We start from the raw sequence: 23,056 nt of genomic DNA, 5'->3' as shown, positions 1-23,056 counted from the left end.
TGTGATTTTTAAAGCTGTATCCAAGCGGTTTTGAGGTCCAGGTATTTGTCCAGCGCGTGCATCGATTTGTCGTGCCCGTTGCCCGACTGCCGCACTCCGCCCAGCGGCACGGTGATGTCCGGGCCGCCATAGGTGTTGACATGCACCAACCCGGCCTTGATGGCGCGCACCATGCGGTGGGCGCGCGAGAGGCTGCCGGTCCACACCCCTGCCGCCAAGCCATATTCGGTGCCGTTGGCCAAGCGCACAGCATGGGACTCATCGTCAAAAGGCATGACGGCCAGCACCGGGCCAAAGACTTCCTGACGGGCAATCTCCATCTCGGGCTGAACGCCATCGAGCACGGCGGGGCTCATGTATTGGCCACCGGGCACGGGCGCGATCACCTGACCGCCGGTGCGCAGACGCGCGCCCTGCGCCAGCGCACGCGCCAGCATGCTCTGGTTGCGGGCCAACTGGCGGGCGCTGCTGACCGCGCCGACGTCGGTCGTCACATCCAGCGGGTCCCCCACGCGCAAACTGGCGGCGATGTTTTGCAGGCGCTCCACAAACTCGTCGTGCACCGAGCGCTGCACCAAAAGGCGCGAGCCCGCCACACACACCTGCCCACTGTTGCGGAAGATGCCCATGGCCGACACCTTGGCAGCCTGCGCCAGATCGACTGCATCGTCAAAAACAATGTTGGGGGACTTGCCGCCCAGCTCCAAATACACCCGCTTGAGGTTGGACTCTGCCGAAGCTTTGAGCAGCAAGCGCCCCACTGGGCCGGAGCCCGTGAAAGTCAGGATGTCCACATCCATGTGCCGCGCCAGCGCCTCGCCCGCCTCTGCGCCTGTGCCGGTGACCACGTTGAGCACGCCCGGGGGCAAGCCTGCGTCCAGACACAGCTGCGCCAAGCGCAGCAAAGAGAGCGACGCATCTTCGGAAGGTTTGAGCACCACCGAGTTGCCTGCGGCCAGCGCGGGCGCGATCTTCCAGGCACCGATCATGAGTGGAAAGTTCCACGGCACGATGGCCGCAACCACGCCGACCGCCTCCTTGTGGATCAGCCCCAAGGTGCCCTCGGGCGTGGGCGCGATCTCGCCGTTGATCTTGTCCACACACTCGGCGTAGTAGCGGAAGGTGCCCGCCGCGCTGCCCGGCTCGGCCTTCCAGGCCATGGCAATTTCGGTGCCGTTGTCGCGCACACCCAGCACCGCCAGCTCGGCGTGGTGGGCTTCGATGCAGTCGGCAATGCGGTGCAAAATTTTCTTACGCTCGGCTGGCGCCATGCGCGACCACACCCCCTGCTCAAACGTGCGGCGCGCCGCCTGCACGGCGCGGTCGACATCCTGAGCCCCAGCGGCAGCAATGCTGCACAAGGTCTGCCCGTCGATGGGCGAGACCACCGGCATCGTCTGCCCCGATGCCGCAGCAGCCCACTGGCCGTCGATCAACAAGCCCTGATCAGCAATAGTTTGGTGTCGCAGCGCGTCGATTTTTTCTTTTTGCATGGATGACCTTGATGCTTCAGGAAAGGATGTCTTTGAGCAATTGATTGCTGCCCAATGGCTGCAAATGCGCCATGGCCCAGCCCACAACCCCGACCATAGCGGGCAACAAGGCCAGCAGCCAGCCCAGGGGGCTCAGACCCCATGCTGTGGCGGCAGGGTCCACCCCTGCCATCACCAAGCCGGTCAGCAAGCCAAAACGCGACAACAGCAAATACAAACCCAGACTCAACAGCACGGCCGATGCCAAAGGTGCAATGGTGCTGGACCAGGCCCCCACCTTTTCAAGCGAGCGCCTGAAATAGGCCCACACGCCCACCGAAACCAAGACCTCGATCATCAAAATGGCGACCACCGCCACACCACTGCACCAAGCGAACAGCTGAACAATGGGATCCAAATCAGACACTGCAAAGGCCGCCATGACCAAAGCCGTGAGCACGCTGACCCAAGCCGACGCATGGACCGGCGCACCTTGGCGATTGACCCTGGCCAGCGCAGCAGGCAATGCACCGCCGCGAGACAATGCAAACAGGTAGCGCGCCGCCGAATTTTGAAAAGCCAGCAATCCTGCAAACAAGCTGGAGATCACCAAAATCGCCATGGCACTGGCCATCCCAGGGCCGACGAATTCACGGGCCAAGGAAAACAACACTGCAGCAGGGTCGGCCAAAGCCTGACCGTCCACCGTGGAGCGTTTGACCACCTCATCCACCACATGGGATGCACCCAGGCCGGTGACGATGGCAAACGAGGTCAGCGCGAAAAACACGGTGATCAAGGCAACCGCCCAGTAAGTCGCGCGAGGCACCGTGGTTTTGGGGTCAATCGATTCCTCGCCATAAATCGCCGTGGCTTCAAACCCAATGAACGAAGCCAGGGCAAAAGCCAGAGACACCCCCGCGGAGCCCGACAAGCCCCCCACCAATACATTTTCAGGCGCAAAAGCCGCGCCCCAAGACAAGCCCTCAGGGCCACCGTGCAGCAAGATGGCCACAGCGGTGACGAGCAGACAGACCATCTCTAACAGCAGCAAGACGCCCAACAAGCGGGCGCCCACCTCAACTTGGCGCATGGACAAAACCGTCACCAAGCCCCAGGCCAAACCAGACCAACCCCACCAAGGCAGCAAGCCCCATTGCAAAGCCAAGAGCCCCCCAAAAAATCCGTAAATGGCCAATTGAATGCTCACATAGGCCAAGACCGACACGAGGGCCGCCCCCAAGCCGACCGGCAGACCCAAGCCGCTGCCAATGTAGGCAAAAAATGCCCCCGAATTGGTCACGCGCCGACTCATCGCGCAGTACCCCACGCTGAACAACACCAAGGTCAACCCCACCAGCAAATACGCCCCGGGCACACCGGCCCCAGTGCCCAACACAATGGCCATGGGCGCAGCACCGGTCATCCCCAAAAGCGGGGCTGCAGCTGCGACCACAAAAAAAACAATGGAAGCTACACCGAGTTGGTTGCGTTTGAGTTGTTGATCAGACATGACTGAGCTCATTGAGGAACATGGAGCACGATGCCATCGAGGACGGTCGATGCGCTCAATTGGCAGCTCAAGCGGCTGCCACTTTGGCGCGGGGAGCTGACGATGTCCAGCATGGCGTTTTCCACCTCGCCCATGGGGGGGCACAGGGCCAGCCAAGCGTCATCCACCACCACATGGCAAGTGGCACAAGACAAGCAACCGCCGCATTCGCCATCGATGCCGGCAATGCCGTTCATCTGGGCCGCATCCATCAGGTTGCTGTTTTCGTTGACATCGTCGCTGACGCGTTCACCATTGGGCAAAATCCAGTGCACTTTAGGCATGGTGTGCTCTCTTTCAAAGTTTAAAAACATGGGGCTTGCTTGAGCCCATAAGAAAAAATGGCTTGTAGCGCTCAATCACCATCATGACGCTACACCGCTGAGTGCTTGAGGCACCCAGTCCTTTAAGTTGTGGTCCTGATTGGCCAACCATTCGGAAGGAGGATATTGGCCGGTTTCCAGCCATTTCTTGCCCAAGACATAGGCCCCAGGGGCTTGCCACGCATCGACCGCAACCAACCGAGGCCCTTGGTATGACCAAATGCTGCGCCCCTGCGCACCCTCTTGGCGCTCCACCCAACGGTCAGCGGGTTGCCACAAGCCGGCAATTTGCAAACGCCCACCGTATTGGTCGGACCAGAACCAGGGCACTAAAGGCAGTGGTTCAGGTCGGGCCATCAATGCCGCAGCCACCAAGGCAGCCTGGTGATTGGCGTTGCCCACCGACTCGATGCGGATCGATTGGTCCCGGTGTCTGGCCACATCCCCCAAGGCCCAAATCGCAGGATCCTCGGTTTGGCCGTGGGCATTGACCACAATGCCATTGCCCACCTCCAAGCCGCAGGCTTTGGCCAAAGCGTCACGGGGCACCGCGCCAATACCGGCCAACAGCAAGTCGGCCTGAAGTTCGCGCAGAGGGCCCTCGGCGGTTTGGATGCGTACGCTGCTGATTCTTTTCCCTTCGCGCTGCAATACCACGACCTGGGCACCTTCGAAAATCTGCACGCCATGCGATTGGTGCAACTGACGCAGCAAGCGGGCGGTGGCCTCAGGCGCTACGCGCTGCAAAATGCGCGGCGCCAGCTCCACAATGCACACCTCACAGCCCAAGGCCCTGGCCGTGGCTGCCACCTCCAGACCGATGTAGCCGCCACCGACGATGACCAGATGGCCACACGCCAGCAAGGCAGCGCGCAAGGCTACCGCGTCGTCGAAATCGCGCAGCACATGAACGCCATCGGCCAGGCCTAAAGCGTCGCCGCCTGTGACCGGATCGGTCCATGCTCGAGGCGCAGAGCCGGTGGCCAATATGAGTGCGTCATAGGTCATGGACTCGGGGGCTGATGCCGATTGCAAGTGCACACGACGGGCCGCGCGGTCAATGCCGGTGACCGTGGCACAGACATGGCGGGTCACCCGGTGGGTCACGTACCAGGACTCGGGCCGCAGGCTCATCGATGCCATGTCTGCCCCCTCCAGCAAGGCCTTTTTAGACAAGGGCGGCCGATGATAAGGCAAGCCATTTTCGGCAGAAATGAGCACCAGCTCCCCAGCAAAGCCTTGACTGCGCAACTGCGCCACCACAGCCGCACCGGCATGCCCTCCCCCGACCACCACCACTTCGGCGTCTGGACCCAAGGCCTGCCTGGACCCTGCGCTTGATGCGGTCGTTGCGTTCATCGCCAGCTACCCCTTGCCCATAGGCGGAGCAGACACCATGGCTGCGAACGGTCGCCAGGTGAGCCAAGATCGCCCACGTTCGGTATGCCAAAGAGCGTTGACTCTGCGCCTTGTCCAATGCCGACCCAAACTTGCACGTGCTGTCCTTCAGATGAACCGGATGTAGTGGTCGCGCAGGGCATCGCCCTCCAGGCGTGCCGTGCGTTCGATCTCGTGGCGCTTGTTGCCCACATGGTTGGCCACCAGGCCTTCGCCCAGCGCCTGGGTGAGGGCCGAGTCGGCTTCCAGTGCATCCAAGGCACCGGCCAAGGTTTCTGCCACGCTCTGGGTAGCATCCTTGTTTTCGAGGCAATCACCCGTTTCGATGGGTTGCAGTGGGTAAGCATGGGCCACACCCAGGCGCGCTGCTTGCAGCACCGCAGCCGTGTGGATGTAGGGATTGGCCGACGCATCGCCCATGCGGTGCTCGATCCGGGCACCCGGACCTGATTCGGCCGACAGGCGCACCGTCACACCCCGGTGGTCGACCGCCCAGTTTTGCCAAAAGCCCGAGAGGCTGGCCGGTTGCAGACGTTGGTAGGAATTGGTGCTGGGGGCCAGCAAACCGGCCAGCGCCTGGTGGTGGTGCATCAGCCCGGCGGTGCAGCCCAGTGTGAGGGCGTTGAACTGGCTGGCATCGTGTCCGCCCGAAATCGCGTTATGGCCTTGGCCATCACGCAGGCTGAAGTTGATGTGCACGCCGCTGCCACCCACCGTGAGGATGGGTTTGGGCATGAAGGTCAGCACGATACCGTGCTGGAAAGCGACTTCACGGGCGAGCAAGCGGAACAAGAAAATGTCATCCACCGCCTTGACGGCGCGGTCGTAGGTGAGCGTGAACTCGAACTGGGGCGCGTCGTATTCGGTGTTCATGCTGTCGATGCGAAAGCCCGCCGCCGTGGCTTTTTCCCACAGGGTGTCGGTGAAGCCCCTCGGATCGGAAAAGGGGCCTGTGGAATACACATGGGCCGCAGGTGTGTCATAGGGCTTGAGCGAACCATCGGGCTCGATCTGGAAAGCAAAAGCTTCGAGCTCGATGCCCACCATCGGGTCGAAGCCCATGGCCTGCCAGTCGGCCACGGCGCGCTTCAATGCACTGCGCCCGCACATGGGCAGCGGCGTGCCGTCGTTGGCTTTCAGATCACCAATCGCCACATGGGTAAAAGGCTGCCAGCCGGGGCGGATGTCCTCGGGGGTGTAGACAGCCTCCATGTCAGGCAGGCCCTCCATGACCATCGCGCCGGGCACGGGGTTGAGCGCTTTTTCGTAGCTCACGCCAAAGGTGCCCCGGCAAAAACGGGCACCACCGCCCTGGCCGGGCTTGAGCGTGACGTATTTGCCTCGCGCAATCGCCAGGTGATCGCAATACAGCACCCGCAGGCGTTCTTGAACATTTGACATGGTGGTTCCTTTCAGATCAGGTGCATGCGCACGGGCAAACGTTTGATGCCCGAGACAAAGTTGGACCGCAAAAACGCGTGCTCACCCGTTTGCTCGATGCGGTCGACCCGCTTAATCAGCTCCTGCAGGAGCACGCGCAATTCCAGCCGGGCCAGCCACATGCCCAAACAGGCATGCGCACCGCCCTGCCCGAACGCCAGATGGCGGTTCACGCCCCGGCTCAGGTCGACGGTGAATGGCCGGTCAAAGGCCCGCTCGTCGCGGTTACCGGAGATGAACCAAAGCAGCACCTTGTCGCCCGCCTTGACCTGTTTGCCGTGGTATTCAAAGTCCTCGGTCGCGGTGCGGCGAAAGTGCGTGGCGGGCGAGGCCCAGCGGATGAACTCGTCAGACACCCCCTCCCAAGCGACTTCGCCTTGCACCGCCTTGAGCTGCGCCATCAGTCCGGGCTGGTGGGCCAGCGCGTGCAAAGCGGCAGCGATCGAATAGCGTGTGGTGTCGTTGCCCGCAGCCACCAGCAGGCAAAAAAAGTTGCGAAATTCGGTGTCGCTGATCACATTGCCCTGCGCGTCGGGTTGGGTGATCAGGTGCAGCACGCCACTGGTGTCGCCCGCTGCGCGCTTGCGTTCCATCATCTGGGCCGCGTAGTCGAACAGGTCAGCCCCGGCGGGCGAGCGAAACGGCATGAAGCGGTAGGCCTCGGTGTCCATCTTGTCGACCACATGGCTGGTGAAATCACTGTCGGTGTTGGCCATGAGCGCGTCGCCCTTGTCCACCAACCAATCCAGGTCTTCTTCGGGCAGGCCCGCAATGCGCCCGAGCATGCGCATCGGCAGCTGACGGGCAATCTGGTGTGTGGCGTCAAACTCGCCCAGCGCCAGTGCCTGGTCAAGGATGCCCACACACAGTTCGCGAATCTGCTCTTCGTACAACGCCATCATGGGCTTGGAAAAGGCCTTGGCCACCAACATGCGGGTGCGGGTGTGCTCGGGCGGGTCGGTCTCCTGAAAGGTCCGCCGCGCCATGTACTCCTCGTGCGACTGGTCTTCCATGCGGATGCCCTGCGCCGAAGACAAGCGCTGGTGGTTGCGGTTGAGCTCCAAAATATCGGCATGCCGCGTGACCGACCAGAAGCCCTTGCCATCGGCCCAGTTGCACCAGGCCATCGGGTCTTCGTCGCGCAGGCGCTTGAAGGTGTTGTGCGGTGTGCCGTTCACATAGCTGTCGTGGTCCGACAGGTCGGCGTGGCCATCGTCGGTGGGGTTCCAAACCGTCATTGCGCTCTTTCAAAACAATCATCAAAAAACTGCACCATCCATTGCCCAAACAGCGGCACATCGGCGGCGTTGGCCAGACTGGCGTGGGCACGGGCCATGGTGTCGGCATCGAGCTTGTCGGCCAGGTAGCCCAGCAAAGCCTGCATGAACACCAGTGGCATCTCGGGGTGGAACTGGGTGGTCCAGATGTGCTGGCCGATCTGCATCGAGCCGATGGGACAAAAGTCACTGCCGCCCAAACACACTGCGCCTTCGGGCATGCGGGTGACCTGCTCGTTGTGCGCGGCCATCAAGGTGGTGGTGGTCTTGAGCGGTGACATCCAGGGCCGCGTTGCATGCCAGTGCGTGGGCGCAGTGCCAAGGCCCCAGCCAGCCGCGTTGCGCGCCACCTGCCCGCCCAGCGCCCGGGCCACCGCTTGGTGGCCAAAACACAAGCCGATCAGGGGCTGCCGTGTCGCATGAACGGCCCCAATGAAAGCCAGTAATTGCCCCACCCAGGGCAGACTCTCGTCGTTGACCGAAGCCGGGCTGCCGGTGATGACGTAACCGTCATAGTCCTCGGGGCTGGCGGGCAGTACCCCATCCTTGACAGGCACCACCTCAAACTGCCAGTGGGGGCGCAAGGGTTGTAACAGCTGCACCACTTTTTGCCCATCGTTCGGAAATTTCGCGGCAAATGCCGACGTATCGTCATTGGTCAGTAAAACAGCAATTCGCAGGTTCATCGGGTCTCTTTCAGGCTGGTGCCCATGCTATGCACAAGGCGAACAAGGCGCTATCAAGTTTGGGCACCGTGCACTCCGGGTTTTCACCCGGCTGCACCGTCCGCACTCAACCAAGCGATGCACCCTGATTCAACCCGTCACCACATTCAGCAAACCCGAATGGGCCTGCACGCGCTCGCTGACGCTGCATGGATCATTTTTGCGCATCCACCGTGTCGGGTTAAACTGAAATGGCGGGTTTGAAGCTGCCGTGCAGAATCTAAAATTGACCTTCTTTTGAAACCCTTCTCGCTTTGTCATCCCCACATCAAGCTGCCACCCCCGATTCGCCTTGGGTCCAGGTACTGGACACCCAGGACATGGACCAACACGCCCTGGCTCAGCACGGCTGGGCGCTGCAGTATGAGCAGCTCTCGCCCGGCCAATTCAAGGGGCGCATCCACCAGGTGCAACTGCCCGAAGTGACGCTGTTGCACGAATACACCAACATCGCCTTGCGCCAGCGGGGGCGGCTGCATGAGAGCGTGTACGGCTTTGCCATGGCGCTGCAGGACTCGCCGGACCTGTTTTTCAACGCCCAGCGGGTACCGGCCCACGCCATCATGTGCGGCAAGGGCGATGAGGTGGACCTGACCACCCCGCCCCACTTCACCTTGATTGCAGTGGTCGTCAACCGCAGCCTGCTCAACCCGCTGTGGGAGCGCATGTACCAAAAGCCCCTGGCCCATTGGCTCGAAAAGCAGTTGGTGCTGCCCACCACCGACATCAAGGCACAAAACCTGCGCGACCTGCAGCTCACCGTGCTGGACCAGGCCAGCGCCCTGGCGCAGCGCCAGCAAGACCCACAGGCCCTGCGCCAGTTGCGCGACGAGATCCTGATGGAATGGCTGGAAGCTTTGCCTGCGAAGGTCGACACCTCCGAGCTGCCCAACTTGGAGCGGCGCAAAAAACTGGTGAACCGTGCTTGTGAGCTGATGATGGGCCACGCCGACGAGCCACTGTCCATCCTCGAGGTCTGCAGCCGCCTGGGCACGAGCCGGCGCAAGCTCAATTACTGCTTTCAGGACGTGCTGGGCACCACGCCCATCAAGTACCTGCGCTCACTGCGCCTGAACAGCGTGCGCCGCGCCCTGCGTCAGGCTGCGCCCGGTGACACCATCCAGGACATCGCCTCGCACTGGGGCTTTTGGCACCTGAGCCAGTTCGCCCAGGACTACCGTCACCTGTTTGGCGAGCTGCCCTCGGACACGCTGCACAAGCGATGAGCACCGCCCGCCAAACCCAGTTGGCTGCCATCTTGACCATGGTCGCGGCCATGGCCTGCCTGTCGACACAAGACACCCTGAGCAAAAAACTGATGCTCAGCGTGGCGCCCGTCATCATCATCTGGACGCGTTACACCCTGCAAACCGCGCTGGTCAGCGCCACGATCTGGCGCAGGCAATCGCCCGAACTCTGGCGCACACGGCAGTGGCGGCTGCAACTGCTGCGCGGCGCGCTGGTCGTGGGCGGCAGCGTGTTTGGCTTTGGCGCTTTGCAGCGCATGCCCGTGGCCGAGTTCACCGCCATTTATTGCCTGGTGCCCCTGGCAGTGACCGTGGTGGCCCGGTTTGTGATGAAAGAAAGCGTGTCATTGCTAGGCTGGCTGTGTGTGGCAGGTGGCATGACCGGTGCCTTGTTGGTGGTGCGCCCAGGCGGTGATGTGGACCCGGTGGGCGCCGGCCTGGCGCTGATGGGGGTGGTCTGTTACACCGGCTTTCAGACCCTCACGGGCTACCTGGCGCGGCAGGACTCACCGCTCACCATCCAACTGTGCACCAGCGCGCTGGGCTTTGCGCTCATGTCGGCGGCAGTGCCTTTCTTCTGGCCAGACCAGATGTCCTGGCCTGACCTGGCCCTGCTGGGGTTGGTGGCGCTGGCGGGCTCTTACGGTCAGTATTTCACGGTGCTGGCGTTTTCCAAAGCGCCCGCCTCGGTCTTGTCGCCTTACTTGTACACGGCCATTGGTTTTTCTGCCCTGGGCGGCTGGTGGATGTTTGACCACCTGCCCGACGCCCTGGCCCTGTGCGGCATGGGGATGATCGCGGGGTTTGGCTTGGCCGCTGGCTGGCTGAACCAACGCATGGCCAAAGCATGAACACGCCACTTTTCAGCCCCAGCTACCGGGAGGCCCGAGCACGATTTATCCAGGCCAGCCAAGCCTGTGGCGCACGGTTGCACAGAGACACCTTGCCCTTGCTCGGCACGAAAGGCGAAGAACTGGCCATGGACGTGGCCGTTCACGGCCCGGCCGATGCCGCCCAAGTGCTGATGACCACCAGCGCGGTGCATGGCATCGAGGGGTTTTGCGGCTCGGCCATCCAGACGGGCTTGCTGCAAAGCCTGTCGCTGCCGCCCGGTGTGGCCGTGGTGCATGTGCACGCGGTCAACCCGCATGGCTTTTCGCATGCGCGGCGGGTCAACGAAGACAATGTGGACCTCAACCGCAACTTCATCGACTTTGCCCAGCCCCTGCCGGTCAATGCCGACTACGCCCATGTCCACGAGTTGCTGCTGCCCCAACACTGGCCACCCGACCCCAAAGCCGTGGCAACCTTGCACGCGCTGACCAATGTTTGGGGCGAGCGCCGCATGCAGCGGGCCATCACCAGCGGGCAATACCAGTTTCCACAAGGCGTCTGGTTTGGGGGCCTGGCCCCCACCTGGAGCCACCGCACTTTCAGGCAGGTGCTGCAAAACCACCTCAGACAAGCGCGCCAGATCGCCTGGATCGACCTGCACACAGGCCTGGGGCCGCACGGGCACGGCGAGCGCATCTTTGCCTGCACCGACAACGGCGAAACACTTCAACGCGCCCGCCAATGGTGGGGGCCTCAAATCACCTCTGTGGACACCGGTACTTCCCAAAGCGTGCCGCTGTCAGGGCCGATCCAGATGGCCATTTACGAAGAGTGCCCTGCGGCTCAATACACGGGCATTTGCCTGGAATTTGGCACTTTGCCGCTGGCGCAGATGGTCCTGGCCATGCGGGCCGATCACTGGGTGGCCCTGCACCCCGAGGCCCCGCCCGAGCAGCAAAGCACCATCCGCGCCGACATGTTGCAGGCATTCAACCCACCGTCGCCCGCATGGCAAGAACAGGTCTGGCAGCAAGGACTGCAAGCGGCCAACCAGGCTTTGCAAGGCTTGGCCACCTCCGGCTGAGCCGAACTTTTCCCGGGAAAACCCGGCACTGATTTTGCGATTTTCCGATACCTTAAAAACCGTTGCTTCGTCAAACTGCGATTTTCACCGGGAGGGTCATGCTCCCCTTCAACAGATCCAACAAGGAAAACCCCATGATTTCATGCCGTACGATATCTCGCCTGCTCACGGGCCTGCTGGGCAGCCTGATGGTGCTCAGCGCCTCTGCACAGGGCTTCCCCAACAAGATGGTCACCGTGATGGTGCCCTACCCTGCGGGCGGCCCTTCGGATGCCGTGGCCCGCCTGGTGCAGGTCGAGTACGAAAAGCAATTGGGCCAAAAAATGATGGTCGAAAACCTGGGCGGTGTGAGCGGCGCTTTGGGCATCCAGAAAGTGCTGGCAGCACCGGCCGATGGCTACTACCAGTTGCTTGGCACCCCCATGGAACTGGTGATGGCGCCGCTGGCCCTGTCTGCCGTCAAATTCAAACCCGAAGAAGTCCGCCTGGCCAGTTTGTTGGGCCGGACCTCGATCGGCCTGGCCGTGCGCAAGGACCTGCCCGTCAACAACCTGCCGGAATTTCTGGCCTGGGCCAAAGGCAAAAAGGTCAGCTACGCGAGCATAGGTCAGGGCTCGCTGTACCACATCATGGGTGAGCGCTTCAAGACGCTGACGGGCCTGGACCTGCTGCACGTGCCCTACAAAGCAGCCGTGCAGATCTACACCGATCTGGGCGGCAACAACGTGGACATGGCCTTCGTGCCGGTCGCAGGCCCCATCATCGGCATGGTCAAGGACAACCGCTTCAAGATCATCGGCATCACTTCCACCGCGCCCCACCCACAACTGCCGGAAGCCGCTCCGATCAGCGCGCAGCGTGGCATGTCCGACTTTGTCTTTGACATCTGGATCGGTCTGCAGGTATCGAAAAACACACCCGACGCCGTGGTCCAGAAACTCAACCAGTCCATGAACGAAGCCATCAAGTCCGAGACCTTCGTCAAAGGCATGAACACCACCGGCAGCCAGGTGCCCGCGGGCATGAGCCTGGCCGATCTGGACAAGTTCTACACCCAAGAAGTCGTGCGCTACCGCGCGCTGTTCAAGGCCGCCAACGTCGAGCCACAGTGAAACCCTGAATTCGCTGCGCTGACGCTCGCGCCACCCGGGACATGCTCACTACCCGTGACATGCCCGGGTTTTTTTATTCCAGACCCCTTTGTCCCGCATGACCGATTTCACGTACAACACCGCCACCCAACTGATGGCCCGCCTGCGCGCAGGTGAAGTGACCAGCACCCAATTGCTGGCGCAGCACATCGCCCGTGTGGCGCAGCATGATGGCCCCATCAACGCGGTGGTGGTGCGCAACTTTGAAGCCGCGCGCGAACGCGCTGCCCAAGCCGACGCGGCGCGTGCCCGTGGCGAAGACTGGGGGCCGCTGCACGGTCTGCCCATGACCATCAAGGAATCGTTTGATTTGCCGGGCACGCCCACCTGCTGGGGCTTTCCTCAGTACAAGGACAACATAGCGCAGCAGCCTGCCGTAGCGGTCCAGCGCCTGCTGGACGCCGGGGCCGTGGTGTTTGGCAAAACCAATGTGCCAGTGGCTTTGGGCGACTGGCAGTCGTTCAACCCGGTCTATGGCACCACCCACAACCCCTGGGATCTGAGCCGCACGCCGGGCGGATCGTCCGGCGGGGCCAGCGCAGCGCTGGCTGCGGGCATGACACCGCTGGAGCTGGGCAGCGACATTGGCGCATCCATCCGCAACCCGGCGCATTACTGCGGGGTCTACGGGCACAAGCCCAGCTGGGGGGTTGTGCCCATGCAAGGCCACCAGCTGCCGGGTGTGCGCTGCATCGACAGCCTGGACATTGCCGTGGCCGGGCCACTGGCGCGCAGCGCTCAAGACCTGCAACTGGCCATGCAGGTGCTGACCACGCCGCTGCAGCAGTTTGGCCCACTGGGCTGGACGCCAGCGCAGTGGCGCCACAACGACAAGCCGTTGCGGGAATGCCGTGTGGCCATCGTCTACGACGACCCCGAAGCGCGGGTGGACCAGAGCATCCAGGACCGACTGCACGCGCTGGCCGACTTTTTGCGCGCCCAGGGCGTGACCGTGCTGGACAACCACCGTCCGGTGGACAGCGCGCAGTCGCACCGCGTGTACTCATACCTGTTGCGCGCGGCCACAGGGGCCTGGCTCGACGACGCAACATTTGCCCGCTTTCAGGATCTGGCCCAGCAAAGCGCCCCGGCGCTGGACACCATGCGCGAACGGGTCTGGCGCGGCAGTACCCTGACACACCGCGACTGGGTTGAGTTTGACCAGCAACGCGCCGTATTGCGAACGCAATGGCAAAGCTATTTCGAAGCGGTGGACTTGCTCATCACCCCGGTGGCCACATCGCCCGCCTTTTTGCACAACCAGCAAGGCGAGCGCTGGGAGCGCATGCTCCAGGTCAACGGCCAGAACCAGCCGCACACCGACAGCCTGTTCTGGGCGGGTTACCCCGGCGTGGTGGGCTTGCCTGCCACCGCTGTCCCCATTGGGCAAAGCCCTGGTGGCTTGCCGGTCGGGGCGCAAATCATCGGCAACAGTTTTGCCGACCCGCTGTGCCTGAACATGGCCCGCTGGCTTGAAACCGAGTGGTGCGGCTTTGTGCCGCCACCGCACCTGGCTTGAACCTCTGAAATCCCCCCATGTCCGACCTCACTGACATTACCGACTTCAACGCCAGCGAGCTGTCCGAGCGCATCCACCAAAGGCAAGTGTCCTGCACCGAAGTGATGTTGGCATACCTCGCGCGCATCGAACGGATGAACCCGCGCTTCAATGCCATCGTCAACCTGGCCCCAACCGACATGCTGCTGGCGCAAGCACGCCAGTGCGACGCCGAGCTGGCAAGTGGACAATCCCGTGGTTGGCTGCACGGCATCCCGCAAGCCATCAAGGACACCGGGCACGCAGTGGGCTTTCCGACCACTTTGGGCAGCACCCTGCTGAAAGCGGCCATGCCCACCAAAGACAGCATCATGACCGAACGCATGAAGGCTGCGGGCGCCCTCGTGATCGGCAAGACCAACATGCCCGAGCTGGGCCTGGGCTCGCACACCTTCAACACCCTGTTTGGGGCTACGGCCAACGCCTGGGACACAGCGGTGAGTGCAGGCGGCAGCAGCGGCGGTGCGGCGGTGGCGCTGGCCCAGCGCCTGTTGCCCGTGGCCGACGGATCGGATTTCATGGGCAGCCTGCGCAACCCGGCGGGCTGGAACCATATTTTCGGCATGCGCCCCTCGCAAGGCCGGGTGCCCTTTGGGCCCGGGGCCGATGTGTGGGTGGACCAACTGGGCACCGAAGGCCCCATGGCCCGCAGCGTGCGCGACCTGGCGCGCCTGCTGGCCACGCAGTCAGGGCACGACGCACGCCAGCCTTTGTCGATCAAGGGCTGCGTCGATGTGTCCGGCTTGCAGTACAGCCACCATGCACTGCGCGGTCTGCGCGTGGGCTGGCTGGGCGATTTGAATGGCCACCTGGCCATGGAAGATGGCATCCTGCCCGTGTGCGAAGAAGCGCTGCGGCAAATGCAAGGCGCTGGTGCCGTGGTCGAGCCCCGCGCTCTAGGCTTTGACGCGCAAGCCCTTTGGGACTGCTGGCTGGTCTGGCGTCGGGCGCTGGTGGGCCCCAAGGTTGCAGCCTTGCTGCACATGCCTGACGCCCAAGCGCAACTCAAACCTGAGGCCCTGTGGGAGCACGAGAACTCGGTCAAGCTGTCCTACATGGACTTCATGCAGGCCAGCCAGATGCGCAGCGCTTTTTATCAGCACCTGTTGGACGTATTCAAAGAGGTGGACGTGCTGGCCCTGCCGGTGGCGCAAACCTGGCCGTTTGCGCTGCAAGAGCGCTGGCCACAACACATTGGCGCACGCACCATGGACACGTACCACCGCTGGATGGAATGCACCCTCTACGCCACGTTGGCTGGCCTGCCTGCGATCAGTCTGCCAGCGGGCTTTCACCCGACACATGGCTGGCCCATGGGCTTGCAACTGATCGGCAAGCCGCAAGGCGATGTGGCTTTGCTGCAGGTGGCGGCGGCCTATGAGGCCGTGCGCGGCGACTGGCTGCAAAAGCGGCCAGCACAAGCCTGAGCGCTTCTCAGACCGCCGCCAGCCGACCCGGCCGGCTTGTAGTCACCCGTGCGCCATAGCGGCCCATGTCGAAACCTTCGGCGCGGATGGCAGGCGGCTGACCCGAAATCACATCGGCCAACAACTGGGCACTGCCGCAGGCCATGGTCCAGCCCAGTGTGCCGTGCCCGGTGTTGAGGTAAAGCCCAGTCAACGGCGTCGCACCCACCAGTGGAGTGCCGTCAGGCGTCATGGGGCGCAAGCCAGTCCAGAACTGCGCCTTCGACAAGTCACCCCCGGGAAAGAGTTCGCATGTCACTTTTTCGAGCGTGGCGCGGCGACGTGGGTTCAAGCGCAAATCAAAACCGGCCAACTCGGCCATGCCACCCACGCGCAGGCGGTCGCCCAGGCGGGTCAGTGCGACCTTGTAAGTCTCATCCAGCACGGTCGACTGGGGGGCCAGCGAGGCATCACTCAGCGGCATGGTGAGCGAATAGCCTTTGACCGGGTAAACCGGGATGTCAAGCCCCAGCGGCAACAACAAGTCACGCGAGTAGCTGCCTGCAGCGAGCACCACAACATCAGCTTGCAAGCGCTCGCCCGCAAGTCCGGCCACATCGCTCAATTGCAGCCCAGTGACGCGATGACCATCGCGCATCAACGATTGCACTGTACAAGACAGTCGCAGCTTCATGCCCAAAGCGCAGGCGCGCTGCGCCAACTGGCGGGTGAACAGATGGCAGTCTCCGGTTTCGTCGTTGGGCAGTCGTAAACCGCCACTGATCGGAACACGGACCTTGCCCAATGCAGGCTCTGCACGACTGACCCCGGCAGCATCCAGCAGCTCAAAAGGCACGCCGCAGTCCTGCAGCACGGCCACATCGCGCGCGGCAGCATCCAGCTGGGCTTGGCTGCGAAACAGCTGCAAAGTGCCCTGGCTGCGCGCGTCATAGGCCACGCCGGTCTCTGCACGCCAGACGCGCAAGCAGTCACGGCTGTACTCGGAAAGGCGCATCATTCGCTCTTTGTTGACGGCATAGCGGTCGGCTGAGCAGTTGGCCAGCATGGCCGCCATCCAGCGCCACTGAAACAGACTGCCGTCCAGGCGAATTGCCAACGGCGCATGGGCCTGAAACGCCCATTTCAGGGCTTTGAGCGGTATTCCAGGGGCCGCCCAGGGCGTCGAATAACCCGGCGAGACCTGACCTGCATTGGCAAAACTGGTTTCCAGCGCCACATCAGGCTGCCTGTCCACCAAAGTCACATCGGCACCTTGGCGCAAGAGCGCCCAGGCTGTGCTGACCCCGATCACCCCACCACCCAGCACCACCACTTTCATGTCAGACTCACTTTTGACTAGAGATTGAGCGATGTTATGGATTTATTGCAGAATATTTTTTTGAATTGATGTCTAATAACAGCAAATTCAACTGAACCCAGGGCCATTTTTCGGCCTTGGCCGCAAAATGTCCGATCCTGACCGCATTGACCTGAAGATTCTCGATCTGCTGCAGCGCAATGGCCGCATGTCGGTCACCGAGGTGGGTGAACAAGTGGGCCTGTCCACCTCGCCGTGTTCAGAGCGCATCAAAAGGCTCGAACGCCAGGGCCTGATCACCGGCTACCACGCCCGAGTCGATGCCACAGCTTTGGGCAAACCCCTGTTGGTCTTCATCGAAATCACACTGTCCCAGAAATCGCCTCAGGTGTTCGAGACCGTGCGGCTCGAAGTGGGCTTGATGCCCGACGTCCTGGAATGTCACCTGGTTTCCGGCAGCTTTGATTACCTGGTCAAGGCCCGCTTACGCGCCATGAGCGACTACCGAGAACTGCTCGGCGCCATCCTCGACAAGATCCCGGTGTCCGCACAATCCAACAGCTATGTGGTCATGGAAGAAATCAAGGAAAGCACGGTCCTGACCTTGAACCACTGATCTCCCAATGACACTCAGGCCCTAACGGCTCGGCGAGCACTCCACACCCATAGCACGGAGCCGCCCAACATCATCGGCACACACAACCACTGGCCCATGCTCATCCCCAGACTCAAAAGGCCCAAATGGGCATCAGGTTCGCGGAAAAATTCGGCCACAAAGCGGAAGAAGCCATAGCCCAGCAAAAATGCGCCTGAGACTTGGCCCGTGGGGCGGCCATTGCGGGCAAACCACCAGAGCAACACAAACAGCAGCAAACCTTCCAGCGCAATTTGGTAAAGCTGCGACGGATGGCGCGGCAAATCGCCCGCCCCCCGGAACACCATGCCCCAGGGCAATGCAGGATCAGCCACGCGGCCCCACAGTTCGCCATTCAGGAAATTGCCCACCCGCCCTGCCGCCAGACCCGTGGGCACACAGGGCGCCACAAAGTCCATGACCTGCAAAAACGGCCGCTGACGGGTGCGGGCAAACCAGACCATGGCCAGCATCACACCCAACAATCCGCCATGAAAACTCATCCCCCCTTGCCAGATGGCCAAAATTTCGAACGGGTTAGACAGGTAATAAGCCGGTTTGTAAAACAGGCAATAACCCACGCGCCCGCCCAAAATGACGCCGAGCACGCCCAAAAACAGGATGTCTTCCACATCGCGTTTTTGCCATTGCGGCAAGTGTTTGAAGGGCGCATGGCCCAGACGCCGCACGCCCAGCCAAAAAAACAGGCCAAAAGCAGCCAAATAGGTCAGGCCATACCAGTGGATGGCCAAGGGGCCCAACTGCAGGGCGACTGGGTCAATTTGAGGATGGATCAGCATGCCCTGATTGTGCACCGGAGATGCCTCGCACTGGACACTATGGCCTGACGAGCGCCCGTTAGAATGAGGCGACCTTCTTTTGGGCTTCTACTGAGACACGACCATGAGCGACAAAATCATCCCGATCACCCCCATCAACAGCCGCAGCGCCAACATCACCGAGGGCAAATCGCGCGCGCCCAACCGGTCGATGTACTACGCCATGGGCTATGAACAGAGCGATTTCGTCAAACCGATGGTGGGCGTGGCCAACGGGCACAGCACCATCACCCCCTGCAACAGCGGTCTGCAGAAGTTGGCCGACGCGGCCATCGAGGGCATCGAAGAAGCCGGTGGCAACGCCCAAGTCTTTGGCACGCCCACCATCTCGGACGGCATGGCCATGGGCACCGAGGGCATGAAGTACTCGCTGGTCTCCCGCGAGGTGATTGCCGACTGCGTGGAAACCTGCGTGCAAGGACAGTGGATGGACGGCGTGCTGGTGGTGGGCGGCTGCGACAAGAACATGCCCGGCGGCCTGATGGGCATGCTGCGCGCCAACGTTCCGGCCATTTACGTTTATGGCGGCACCATTTTGCCGGGCCGCTACCAAGGCAAAGACCTGAACATCGTGAGCGTGTTTGAAGCCGTGGGCGAAAATGCAGCAGGCAAGTTGAGCGACGAAGACCTGCTCGAAATCGAAAAGCGCGCCATCCCCGGCACCGGTTCGTGCGGTGGCATGTACACCGCCAACACCATGTCGTCTGCTTTCGAGGCCCTGGGCATTTCCTTGCCCTACTCCTCCACCATGGCCAACGTGCACGACGAAAAAGTCGAATCGGCCAAAGAGTCGGCCCGTGTTTTGGTGGAAGCCATCCGCAAAGGCATCAAGCCGCGCGACATCGTGACCCGCAAGTCCATTGAAAACGCGGTTGCCGTGATCATGGCCACCGGTGGTTCCACCAATGCGGTGCTGCACTTTTTGGCCATTGCGCATTGCGCAGGCGTGGAGTGGACCATCGACGACTTCGAACGCATCCGCCAACGCACCCCCGTTTTGTGCGACCTCAAGCCCAGCGGCAAAGCTTTGGCCGTTGACCTGCATGTGGCCGGCGGGATTCCGCAAGTCATGAAGATTTTGCTCAACGCCGGTTTGCTGCACGGCGATTGCATCACCATCACCGGCCAGACCATTGCCGAGGTGCTCAAGGATGTGCCCGACGCGCCGCCCGAGCAAAGCGTGATCCACACCATCGACAACGCCATGTACAAGCAAGGCCACCTGGCCATCCTCAAGGGCAACTTGTCACCCGAAGGCGCTGTGGCCAAGATCACCGGTCTGAAAAACCCGGTCATCACCGGCCCAGCCCGTGTGTTCGACGACGAGCAATCGGCGCTCGAAGCCATTTTGGCGGGCAAGATCAAAGCCGGTGACGTGATGGTTTTGCGCTACCTCGGCCCCAAAGGCGGCCCCGGCATGCCCGAAATGCTGGCACCCACGGGCGCGCTGATCGGTGCTGGCTTGGGCGAAAGCGTGGGCCTGATCACCGACGGCCGTTTCTCCGGTGGCACTTGGGGCATGGTGGTGGGCCACGTCGCCCCCGAAGCGGCAGCCGGCGGCAACATCGCGTTTGTGCATGAAGGCGACAGCATCACCATCGATGCGCACAAATTGGTGCTTGAGCTGAACGTGCCCGAAGCCGAACTGGCTAAACGCCGCGAAGGCTGGACCGCACCTGCGCCGCGCTACACCCGCGGCGTGCAAGCCAAGTTTGCTTTCAATGCGTCCAGTGCCAGCAAGGGCGCCGTTTTGGACATGTTCTGACCCATCACCCCCACCATCGGCACAGGGCCTGAGTTTGTCCACCACCTGTGACATGCTGCGCCCACCCGAGTGGCGTGTGAGTTGCCGGATGCGAGCCTTGAAGTTGTCCAGTGCCTTGTGTCACAGAACGCACCTCTGCAAGGAAGGTATGTCGTCAGCCATTCAATTCCCCGACAACCTCAACTAAAACCGCGCTCCAATGCCACGTTGAAGCGCTCTCAGAACGCCGCTAACATTACTTGTGGACGGTGTTGATCGCGCGCATTGACGAGGTTTTTGGCGAAACCCCAAGTCCGCCGCTGCTGTGCCCGCTGTGAGATGGGCAAATGCGCCTGATCGCATTTGTCACCGAGGGCACGCAGATCAGAAAGATCCTTGATCACATCGGGGTGGACTGCGTGCCCCCGCACATTGCCCCGGCGCGCGGTCCACCGTTTTAGGATAACTGCGATGCGCATGTCGGTGAGGATGGTGCGCTCGAAGTCGAGCCGGAGTGGGATCTGGCAGCGCAACCGGCCCCGACTTTGAGGTCGATCAGCGCGTTAGCTGGTGAGTTGAGTTGGTCAGGGACGGCAACAGCGGTTTTGCCAACGCTGCGGGGAATGGCTGTGCCTGGCACTGCCCAAAACGGGTCATGGCGACAAATCTCGGAAAACCTCGGGCAACTGGCCCAGAGCAAGCACCCAAACGGCCCCCCATATTCAGGCTTGTGATGCCCCAACCCGATGCCATACTTGTGCTCATGCGGTTGGATTTCCTAGCCGCCGCGAAAGTGACAAGACCATGGGCTTCAACGCATCAACCGATGTGTATGAAAAACACGTGGCCTCGGGCGTTATCGGCCCACCCAAAGTCGTTCGTACTGCATTGCAAGATGCGGCATCGGTTGCTGGTCTGTTGATCACCACTGAAGCATCTATCTCCGACGCACCAGAAGATAAGGCCAGTGGCGCTGGCGGCATGCCAGGCGGCATGGGCGGTATGAACTTCTAATCGTCCAACGCTTTTTAATGCACACAAAAAGGGCCGGAGGGGAAACCTTCCGGCCTTTTTTTTATGCCGCAACCCAATTGCCGTGAAAGCCGGGCGGGATGCGGTGCGGGATGTGGATGATGGCTTGAGGAGCGGCTTCGAAATTGGCTGCGTTCAGGATCACCAGATCGGTCGTCTGCGCCGCAATGTTCACAACATAGCCCATCAGCCAACCATCATCCTCCGCCTTCGCCGCTTGCTTTGGCACGAAAACAAACTCGCCGGGGATATGGCCCGAACCGAAATCATGGACTTGGCGTACGCCAGCCTCAAGGTCATGCTTGAACAGCTTTGACTCGTTCGGCGAGGCCACGCCATCGGGCAGCGACACCGTATAGGCAAACCGATACGGCTTACCGATGCGTGTCTCATTGGGGCGAGGAAATTCTTGGGAATCTGGGTCAATTACCATGCGCGCGGTGCTGCGCGCGGCTGGATCTATCGTCCAGCGTTCAAACGGCACGCGCGCTGAATCCGGGCCGATTTTGCTTTCGGCAAACATCGTATCGTGCGCGCAGACATCCATGATGACTGTGCCGTCTTCGGCCTCAAAAGCGTTGCAAGGGTGGAACACATAACACGACGCGACGTCGCACCAGATGACATCGTCGCTGCGGCCCTCCTTTGGAAGCAGACCGATGCGCGCCTTGTGAGCGGGGTTCCATGTATAAGGAAAAGGGTGGCCTGCGAGAAATGTCTTCATCGAGAAGGTCACAGGTAAATCAAGGATGATCACATAGTTTTTGGTGATCATACAACCGTGGATCGACGGGCCATCCTGTACGCGGATGGGTTCCTCGCGGCGGACCTTGCCTTTGGCATCGACGACTACATGCCAGATCGTGTCGGCGATATCGGCGTTATAGGTAATCGCATGCATTTCCCCGCTGTCATGGTCGAGATTCGGATGTGCAGAGAAAGCATTTTTGAGCGTCCCGCCAAAGGGATCAGAGGCGATGGTTTCGAGTTCCTCGTTAATCCGCACAGGATAGCCACCTGCCTCGACAATCGCCCATGTCTCGCCAGCATGGCCCAGGACATTGGTGTTGACTGTATCAATCGCGCCGTTGCGTGGCCCCGGCGCATCGGGAAGGCCGAGCGCCTCAGTGACTTTCCGGCTCTTGATCCAGCGGTTGCGGTACCACAACGCTTTGCCGCCATGCAGCCGCACGCCATGCACCATGCCGTCGCCGAGGAACCAGTGATAGGCGGCGGGATTTTCGGGAGCCACCTGATTGGGGCCGTTGCGAATATAGCGGCCGTCCAGTTCGCTCGGAATGCTGCCGGTTACTTTCAAACTATCGAGCGTCAGTTCCGCATCCATTGGCGCGTGAATACCGGTCAGATAGGGATTGGGTTTAACCGCTTTCATCCGGCCACGATTAAAAACGGAAATCTTGGCCACAGCTTTGCTAACAACGCCGCGGATCAATGTTTCGACTGCACTTGCCATATCAACTCCTTTGCTTGAACTTTGACTCATTAAAATTTATCTTGCGATCTTCATCATGCGTCCCATGTCACACCTCGGCCAAACGATTGGCGGCGTCTTTCACAGCGCCACGAATACGAGGATAGGTGCCACAGCGGTACAGGTTGCCGGACATGGCCTCGTCAATCTCGGCATCGGTGGGGTTCGGGTTGGCAATCAACAAGGCGGCGGTTTGCATGATCTGGCCTGACTGGCAATAACCGCATTGCGCTGCCTGCGCATCGAACCATGCCCCCTGTACTGCGTGCATCGCGTCTGGCGTACCCAGGCCCTCGATGGTTGTGACGGCCTGTCCGGCGATATCAGCCAAGGGGTTCTGGCAGGACCGGATCGCCTGACCATCGAAAAGGACAGTGCACGCCCCACAGGCGGCATCCCCGCAGCCATATTTCGTGCCGGTCATATCGAGCACATCGCGGAGCACCCACAAAAGCGGTATGTCCGCTGACAAGTCGACGGCTCGAGTGGTGCCGTTCAGGTTAAAGGAAATGGACATAGAACACCTATTC

19 protein-coding genes and 2 pseudogenes are annotated in these 23,056 nt (G+C 61.5%); 10 read left to right on the top strand and 11 right to left on the bottom strand.

Annotated features, from left to right (window positions below):
• Window positions 1-8: 8 nt before the first annotated feature.
• The 7 genes from HEQ17_RS05035 to HEQ17_RS05005 all read right to left on the bottom strand — a co-directional run bounded on the left by HEQ17_RS05035 (window position 9) and on the right by HEQ17_RS05005 (window position 8,148).
• A complete protein-coding gene (locus HEQ17_RS05035; RefSeq protein ID WP_296291724.1) occupies window positions 9-1,493 on the bottom strand; it encodes an aldehyde dehydrogenase in 1,485 nt (494 codons plus the stop codon).
• A gap of 16 nt (window positions 1,494-1,509) precedes the next feature.
• Entirely contained in the window at window positions 1,510-2,985 is a 1,476-nt protein-coding gene (locus tag HEQ17_RS05030) for an APC family permease (RefSeq protein WP_296291723.1), read from the bottom strand.
• A gap of 8 nt (window positions 2,986-2,993) precedes the next feature.
• Window positions 2,994-3,308 carry a 2Fe-2S iron-sulfur cluster-binding protein gene (locus HEQ17_RS05025; RefSeq protein WP_296291722.1) on the bottom strand — a complete coding sequence of 105 codons (315 nt, stop codon included), beginning with the start codon at window positions 3,306-3,308 and terminating at the stop codon, window positions 2,994-2,996.
• Between the two features lie 81 nt (window positions 3,309-3,389).
• A complete protein-coding gene (locus tag HEQ17_RS05020; protein ID WP_296291721.1) occupies window positions 3,390-4,706 on the bottom strand; it encodes an FAD-dependent oxidoreductase in 1,317 nt (438 codons plus the stop codon).
• Between the two features lie 147 nt (window positions 4,707-4,853).
• Complete coding sequence (locus HEQ17_RS05015) at window positions 4,854-6,146, bottom strand: glutamine synthetase family protein (RefSeq protein ID WP_296291719.1); 1,293 nt, start codon at window positions 6,144-6,146, stop codon at window positions 4,854-4,856.
• An 11-nt stretch (window positions 6,147-6,157) separates the two neighbouring features.
• The gene (locus HEQ17_RS05010) at window positions 6,158-7,423 is read right to left on the bottom strand and encodes a cytochrome P450 (RefSeq protein ID WP_296291718.1); all 1,266 of its coding nucleotides are present in this window, start codon (window positions 7,421-7,423) and stop codon (window positions 6,158-6,160) included.
• Window positions 7,420-8,148, bottom strand: a complete 729-nt coding sequence (locus HEQ17_RS05005) for a type 1 glutamine amidotransferase (protein ID WP_296291716.1) — start codon at window positions 8,146-8,148, stop codon at window positions 7,420-7,422. The genes HEQ17_RS05010 and HEQ17_RS05005 overlap by 4 nt, the downstream gene beginning before the upstream one ends.
• Window positions 8,149-8,441: 293 nt before the next feature.
• On the opposite strand from HEQ17_RS05005, the gene HEQ17_RS05000 reads away from it, so the two are divergent.
• The 6 genes from HEQ17_RS05000 (at window position 8,442) to HEQ17_RS04975 (ending at window position 15,488) form a co-directional block, all read left to right on the top strand.
• A complete protein-coding gene (locus HEQ17_RS05000; RefSeq protein WP_296291714.1) occupies window positions 8,442-9,413 on the top strand; it encodes a helix-turn-helix domain-containing protein in 972 nt (323 codons plus the stop codon).
• Window positions 9,410-10,285, top strand: a complete 876-nt coding sequence (locus HEQ17_RS04995) for a DMT family transporter (RefSeq protein WP_296291713.1) — start codon at window positions 9,410-9,412, stop codon at window positions 10,283-10,285. The genes HEQ17_RS05000 and HEQ17_RS04995 overlap by 4 nt, the downstream gene beginning before the upstream one ends.
• Window positions 10,282-11,352, top strand: a complete 1,071-nt coding sequence (locus tag HEQ17_RS04990) for a M14 family metallopeptidase (protein WP_296291712.1) — start codon at window positions 10,282-10,284, stop codon at window positions 11,350-11,352. Before HEQ17_RS04995 ends, HEQ17_RS04990 begins: the two co-directional genes overlap by 4 nt.
• A 134-nt stretch (window positions 11,353-11,486) precedes the next feature.
• Window positions 11,487-12,464, top strand: a complete 978-nt coding sequence (locus tag HEQ17_RS04985; RefSeq protein WP_296291711.1) for a tripartite tricarboxylate transporter substrate binding protein — start codon at window positions 11,487-11,489, stop codon at window positions 12,462-12,464.
• A gap of 97 nt (window positions 12,465-12,561) precedes the next feature.
• The gene (locus HEQ17_RS04980; protein WP_296291710.1) at window positions 12,562-14,022 is read left to right on the top strand and encodes an amidase; all 1,461 of its coding nucleotides are present in this window, start codon (window positions 12,562-12,564) and stop codon (window positions 14,020-14,022) included.
• 17 nt (window positions 14,023-14,039) lie between these two features.
• Window positions 14,040-15,488 (top strand): amidase, encoded by a 1,449-nt coding sequence (locus tag HEQ17_RS04975; RefSeq protein WP_296291708.1) that lies wholly within the window; start codon window positions 14,040-14,042, stop codon window positions 15,486-15,488.
• 7 nt (window positions 15,489-15,495) lie between these two features.
• On the opposite strand, the gene HEQ17_RS04970 is transcribed toward HEQ17_RS04975, so the two are convergent.
• A complete protein-coding gene (locus HEQ17_RS04970; protein ID WP_296291706.1) occupies window positions 15,496-16,806 on the bottom strand; it encodes a D-amino acid dehydrogenase in 1,311 nt (436 codons plus the stop codon).
• Window positions 16,807-16,933: 127 nt separating this feature from the next.
• Here HEQ17_RS04970 and HEQ17_RS04965 point away from each other — a divergent pair, with 127 nt between their 5' ends.
• Window positions 16,934-17,401: a winged helix-turn-helix transcriptional regulator gene (locus HEQ17_RS04965; RefSeq protein ID WP_296291703.1), complete on the top strand. Its 468-nt coding sequence runs from the start codon at window positions 16,934-16,936 to the stop codon at window positions 17,399-17,401.
• A 14-nt stretch (window positions 17,402-17,415) separates the two neighbouring features.
• Here the strand turns inward: HEQ17_RS04965 and lgt are convergent, their stop codons facing one another.
• On the bottom strand, window positions 17,416-18,219 hold the full coding sequence (lgt, locus tag HEQ17_RS04960; protein ID WP_296291702.1) for a prolipoprotein diacylglyceryl transferase: 804 nt from the start codon (window positions 18,217-18,219) through the stop codon (window positions 17,416-17,418).
• A gap of 103 nt (window positions 18,220-18,322) precedes the next feature.
• Here lgt and ilvD point away from each other — a divergent pair, with 103 nt between their 5' ends.
• The 3 genes and pseudogenes from ilvD to groEL form a co-directional block, all read left to right on the top strand.
• Window positions 18,323-20,023 carry a dihydroxy-acid dehydratase gene (ilvD, locus tag HEQ17_RS04955; RefSeq protein ID WP_296291700.1) on the top strand — a complete coding sequence of 567 codons (1,701 nt, stop codon included), beginning with the start codon at window positions 18,323-18,325 and terminating at the stop codon, window positions 20,021-20,023.
• A 209-nt stretch (window positions 20,024-20,232) separates the two neighbouring features.
• Window positions 20,233-20,576: pseudogene (locus HEQ17_RS04950) on the top strand (IS91 family transposase); the annotation flags it as partial.
• A 233-nt stretch (window positions 20,577-20,809) separates the two neighbouring features.
• A pseudogene (gene groEL / locus HEQ17_RS04945) lies at window positions 20,810-21,016 on the top strand (chaperonin GroEL); the annotation flags it as partial.
• A gap of 61 nt (window positions 21,017-21,077) precedes the next feature.
• Here groEL and HEQ17_RS04940 read toward each other — a convergent pair.
• Window positions 21,078-22,508, bottom strand: a complete 1,431-nt coding sequence (locus HEQ17_RS04940; RefSeq protein WP_296291698.1) for a carotenoid oxygenase family protein — start codon at window positions 22,506-22,508, stop codon at window positions 21,078-21,080.
• Between the two features lie 67 nt (window positions 22,509-22,575).
• Window positions 22,576-23,043 (bottom strand): (2Fe-2S)-binding protein, encoded by a 468-nt coding sequence (locus HEQ17_RS04935; protein WP_296291696.1) that lies wholly within the window; start codon window positions 23,041-23,043, stop codon window positions 22,576-22,578.
• Between the last annotated feature and the right edge of the window lie 13 nt (window positions 23,044-23,056).

It is taken from the genome of Limnohabitans sp. (assembly GCF_023910625.1).
Taxonomy (GTDB): domain Bacteria; phylum Pseudomonadota; class Gammaproteobacteria; order Burkholderiales; family Burkholderiaceae_C; genus Limnohabitans_A.
Note: the sequence above shows the minus strand (reverse complement) of the source record. Positions and strands in the feature narration are given on the sequence as shown.

Excerpts from the sequence above, each read along its gene's own strand:
- HEQ17_RS05035 (WP_296291724.1), bottom strand. The coding sequence starts at position 1,493 with ATGCAAAAAGAAAAAATCGACGCGCTGCGACACCAAACTATTGCTGAT.
- HEQ17_RS05030 (WP_296291723.1), bottom strand. The coding sequence starts at position 2,985 with ATGTCTGATCAACAACTCAAACGCAACCAACTCGGTGTAGCTTCCATT.
- HEQ17_RS05025 (WP_296291722.1), bottom strand. The coding sequence starts at position 3,308 with ATGCCTAAAGTGCACTGGATTTTGCCCAATGGTGAACGCGTCAGCGAC.
- HEQ17_RS05020 (WP_296291721.1), bottom strand. The coding sequence starts at position 4,706 with ATGAACGCAACGACCGCATCAAGCGCAGGGTCCAGGCAGGCCTTGGGT.
- HEQ17_RS05015 (WP_296291719.1), bottom strand. The coding sequence starts at position 6,146 with ATGTCAAATGTTCAAGAACGCCTGCGGGTGCTGTATTGCGATCACCTG.
- HEQ17_RS05010 (WP_296291718.1), bottom strand. The coding sequence starts at position 7,423 with ATGACGGTTTGGAACCCCACCGACGATGGCCACGCCGACCTGTCGGAC.
- HEQ17_RS05005 (WP_296291716.1), bottom strand. The coding sequence starts at position 8,148 with ATGAACCTGCGAATTGCTGTTTTACTGACCAATGACGATACGTCGGCA.
- HEQ17_RS04995 (WP_296291713.1), top strand. The coding sequence starts at position 9,410 with ATGAGCACCGCCCGCCAAACCCAGTTGGCTGCCATCTTGACCATGGTC.
- HEQ17_RS04990 (WP_296291712.1), top strand. The coding sequence starts at position 10,282 with ATGAACACGCCACTTTTCAGCCCCAGCTACCGGGAGGCCCGAGCACGA.
- HEQ17_RS04985 (WP_296291711.1), top strand. The coding sequence starts at position 11,487 with ATGATTTCATGCCGTACGATATCTCGCCTGCTCACGGGCCTGCTGGGC.
- HEQ17_RS04980 (WP_296291710.1), top strand. The coding sequence starts at position 12,562 with ATGACCGATTTCACGTACAACACCGCCACCCAACTGATGGCCCGCCTG.
- HEQ17_RS04975 (WP_296291708.1), top strand. The coding sequence starts at position 14,040 with ATGTCCGACCTCACTGACATTACCGACTTCAACGCCAGCGAGCTGTCC.
- HEQ17_RS04970 (WP_296291706.1), bottom strand. The coding sequence starts at position 16,806 with ATGAAAGTGGTGGTGCTGGGTGGTGGGGTGATCGGGGTCAGCACAGCC.
- HEQ17_RS04965 (WP_296291703.1), top strand. The coding sequence starts at position 16,934 with ATGTCCGATCCTGACCGCATTGACCTGAAGATTCTCGATCTGCTGCAG.
- lgt (WP_296291702.1), bottom strand. The coding sequence starts at position 18,219 with ATGCTGATCCATCCTCAAATTGACCCAGTCGCCCTGCAGTTGGGCCCC.
- ilvD (WP_296291700.1), top strand. The coding sequence starts at position 18,323 with ATGAGCGACAAAATCATCCCGATCACCCCCATCAACAGCCGCAGCGCC.
- HEQ17_RS04940 (WP_296291698.1), bottom strand. The coding sequence starts at position 22,508 with ATGGCAAGTGCAGTCGAAACATTGATCCGCGGCGTTGTTAGCAAAGCT.
- HEQ17_RS04935 (WP_296291696.1), bottom strand. The coding sequence starts at position 23,043 with ATGTCCATTTCCTTTAACCTGAACGGCACCACTCGAGCCGTCGACTTG.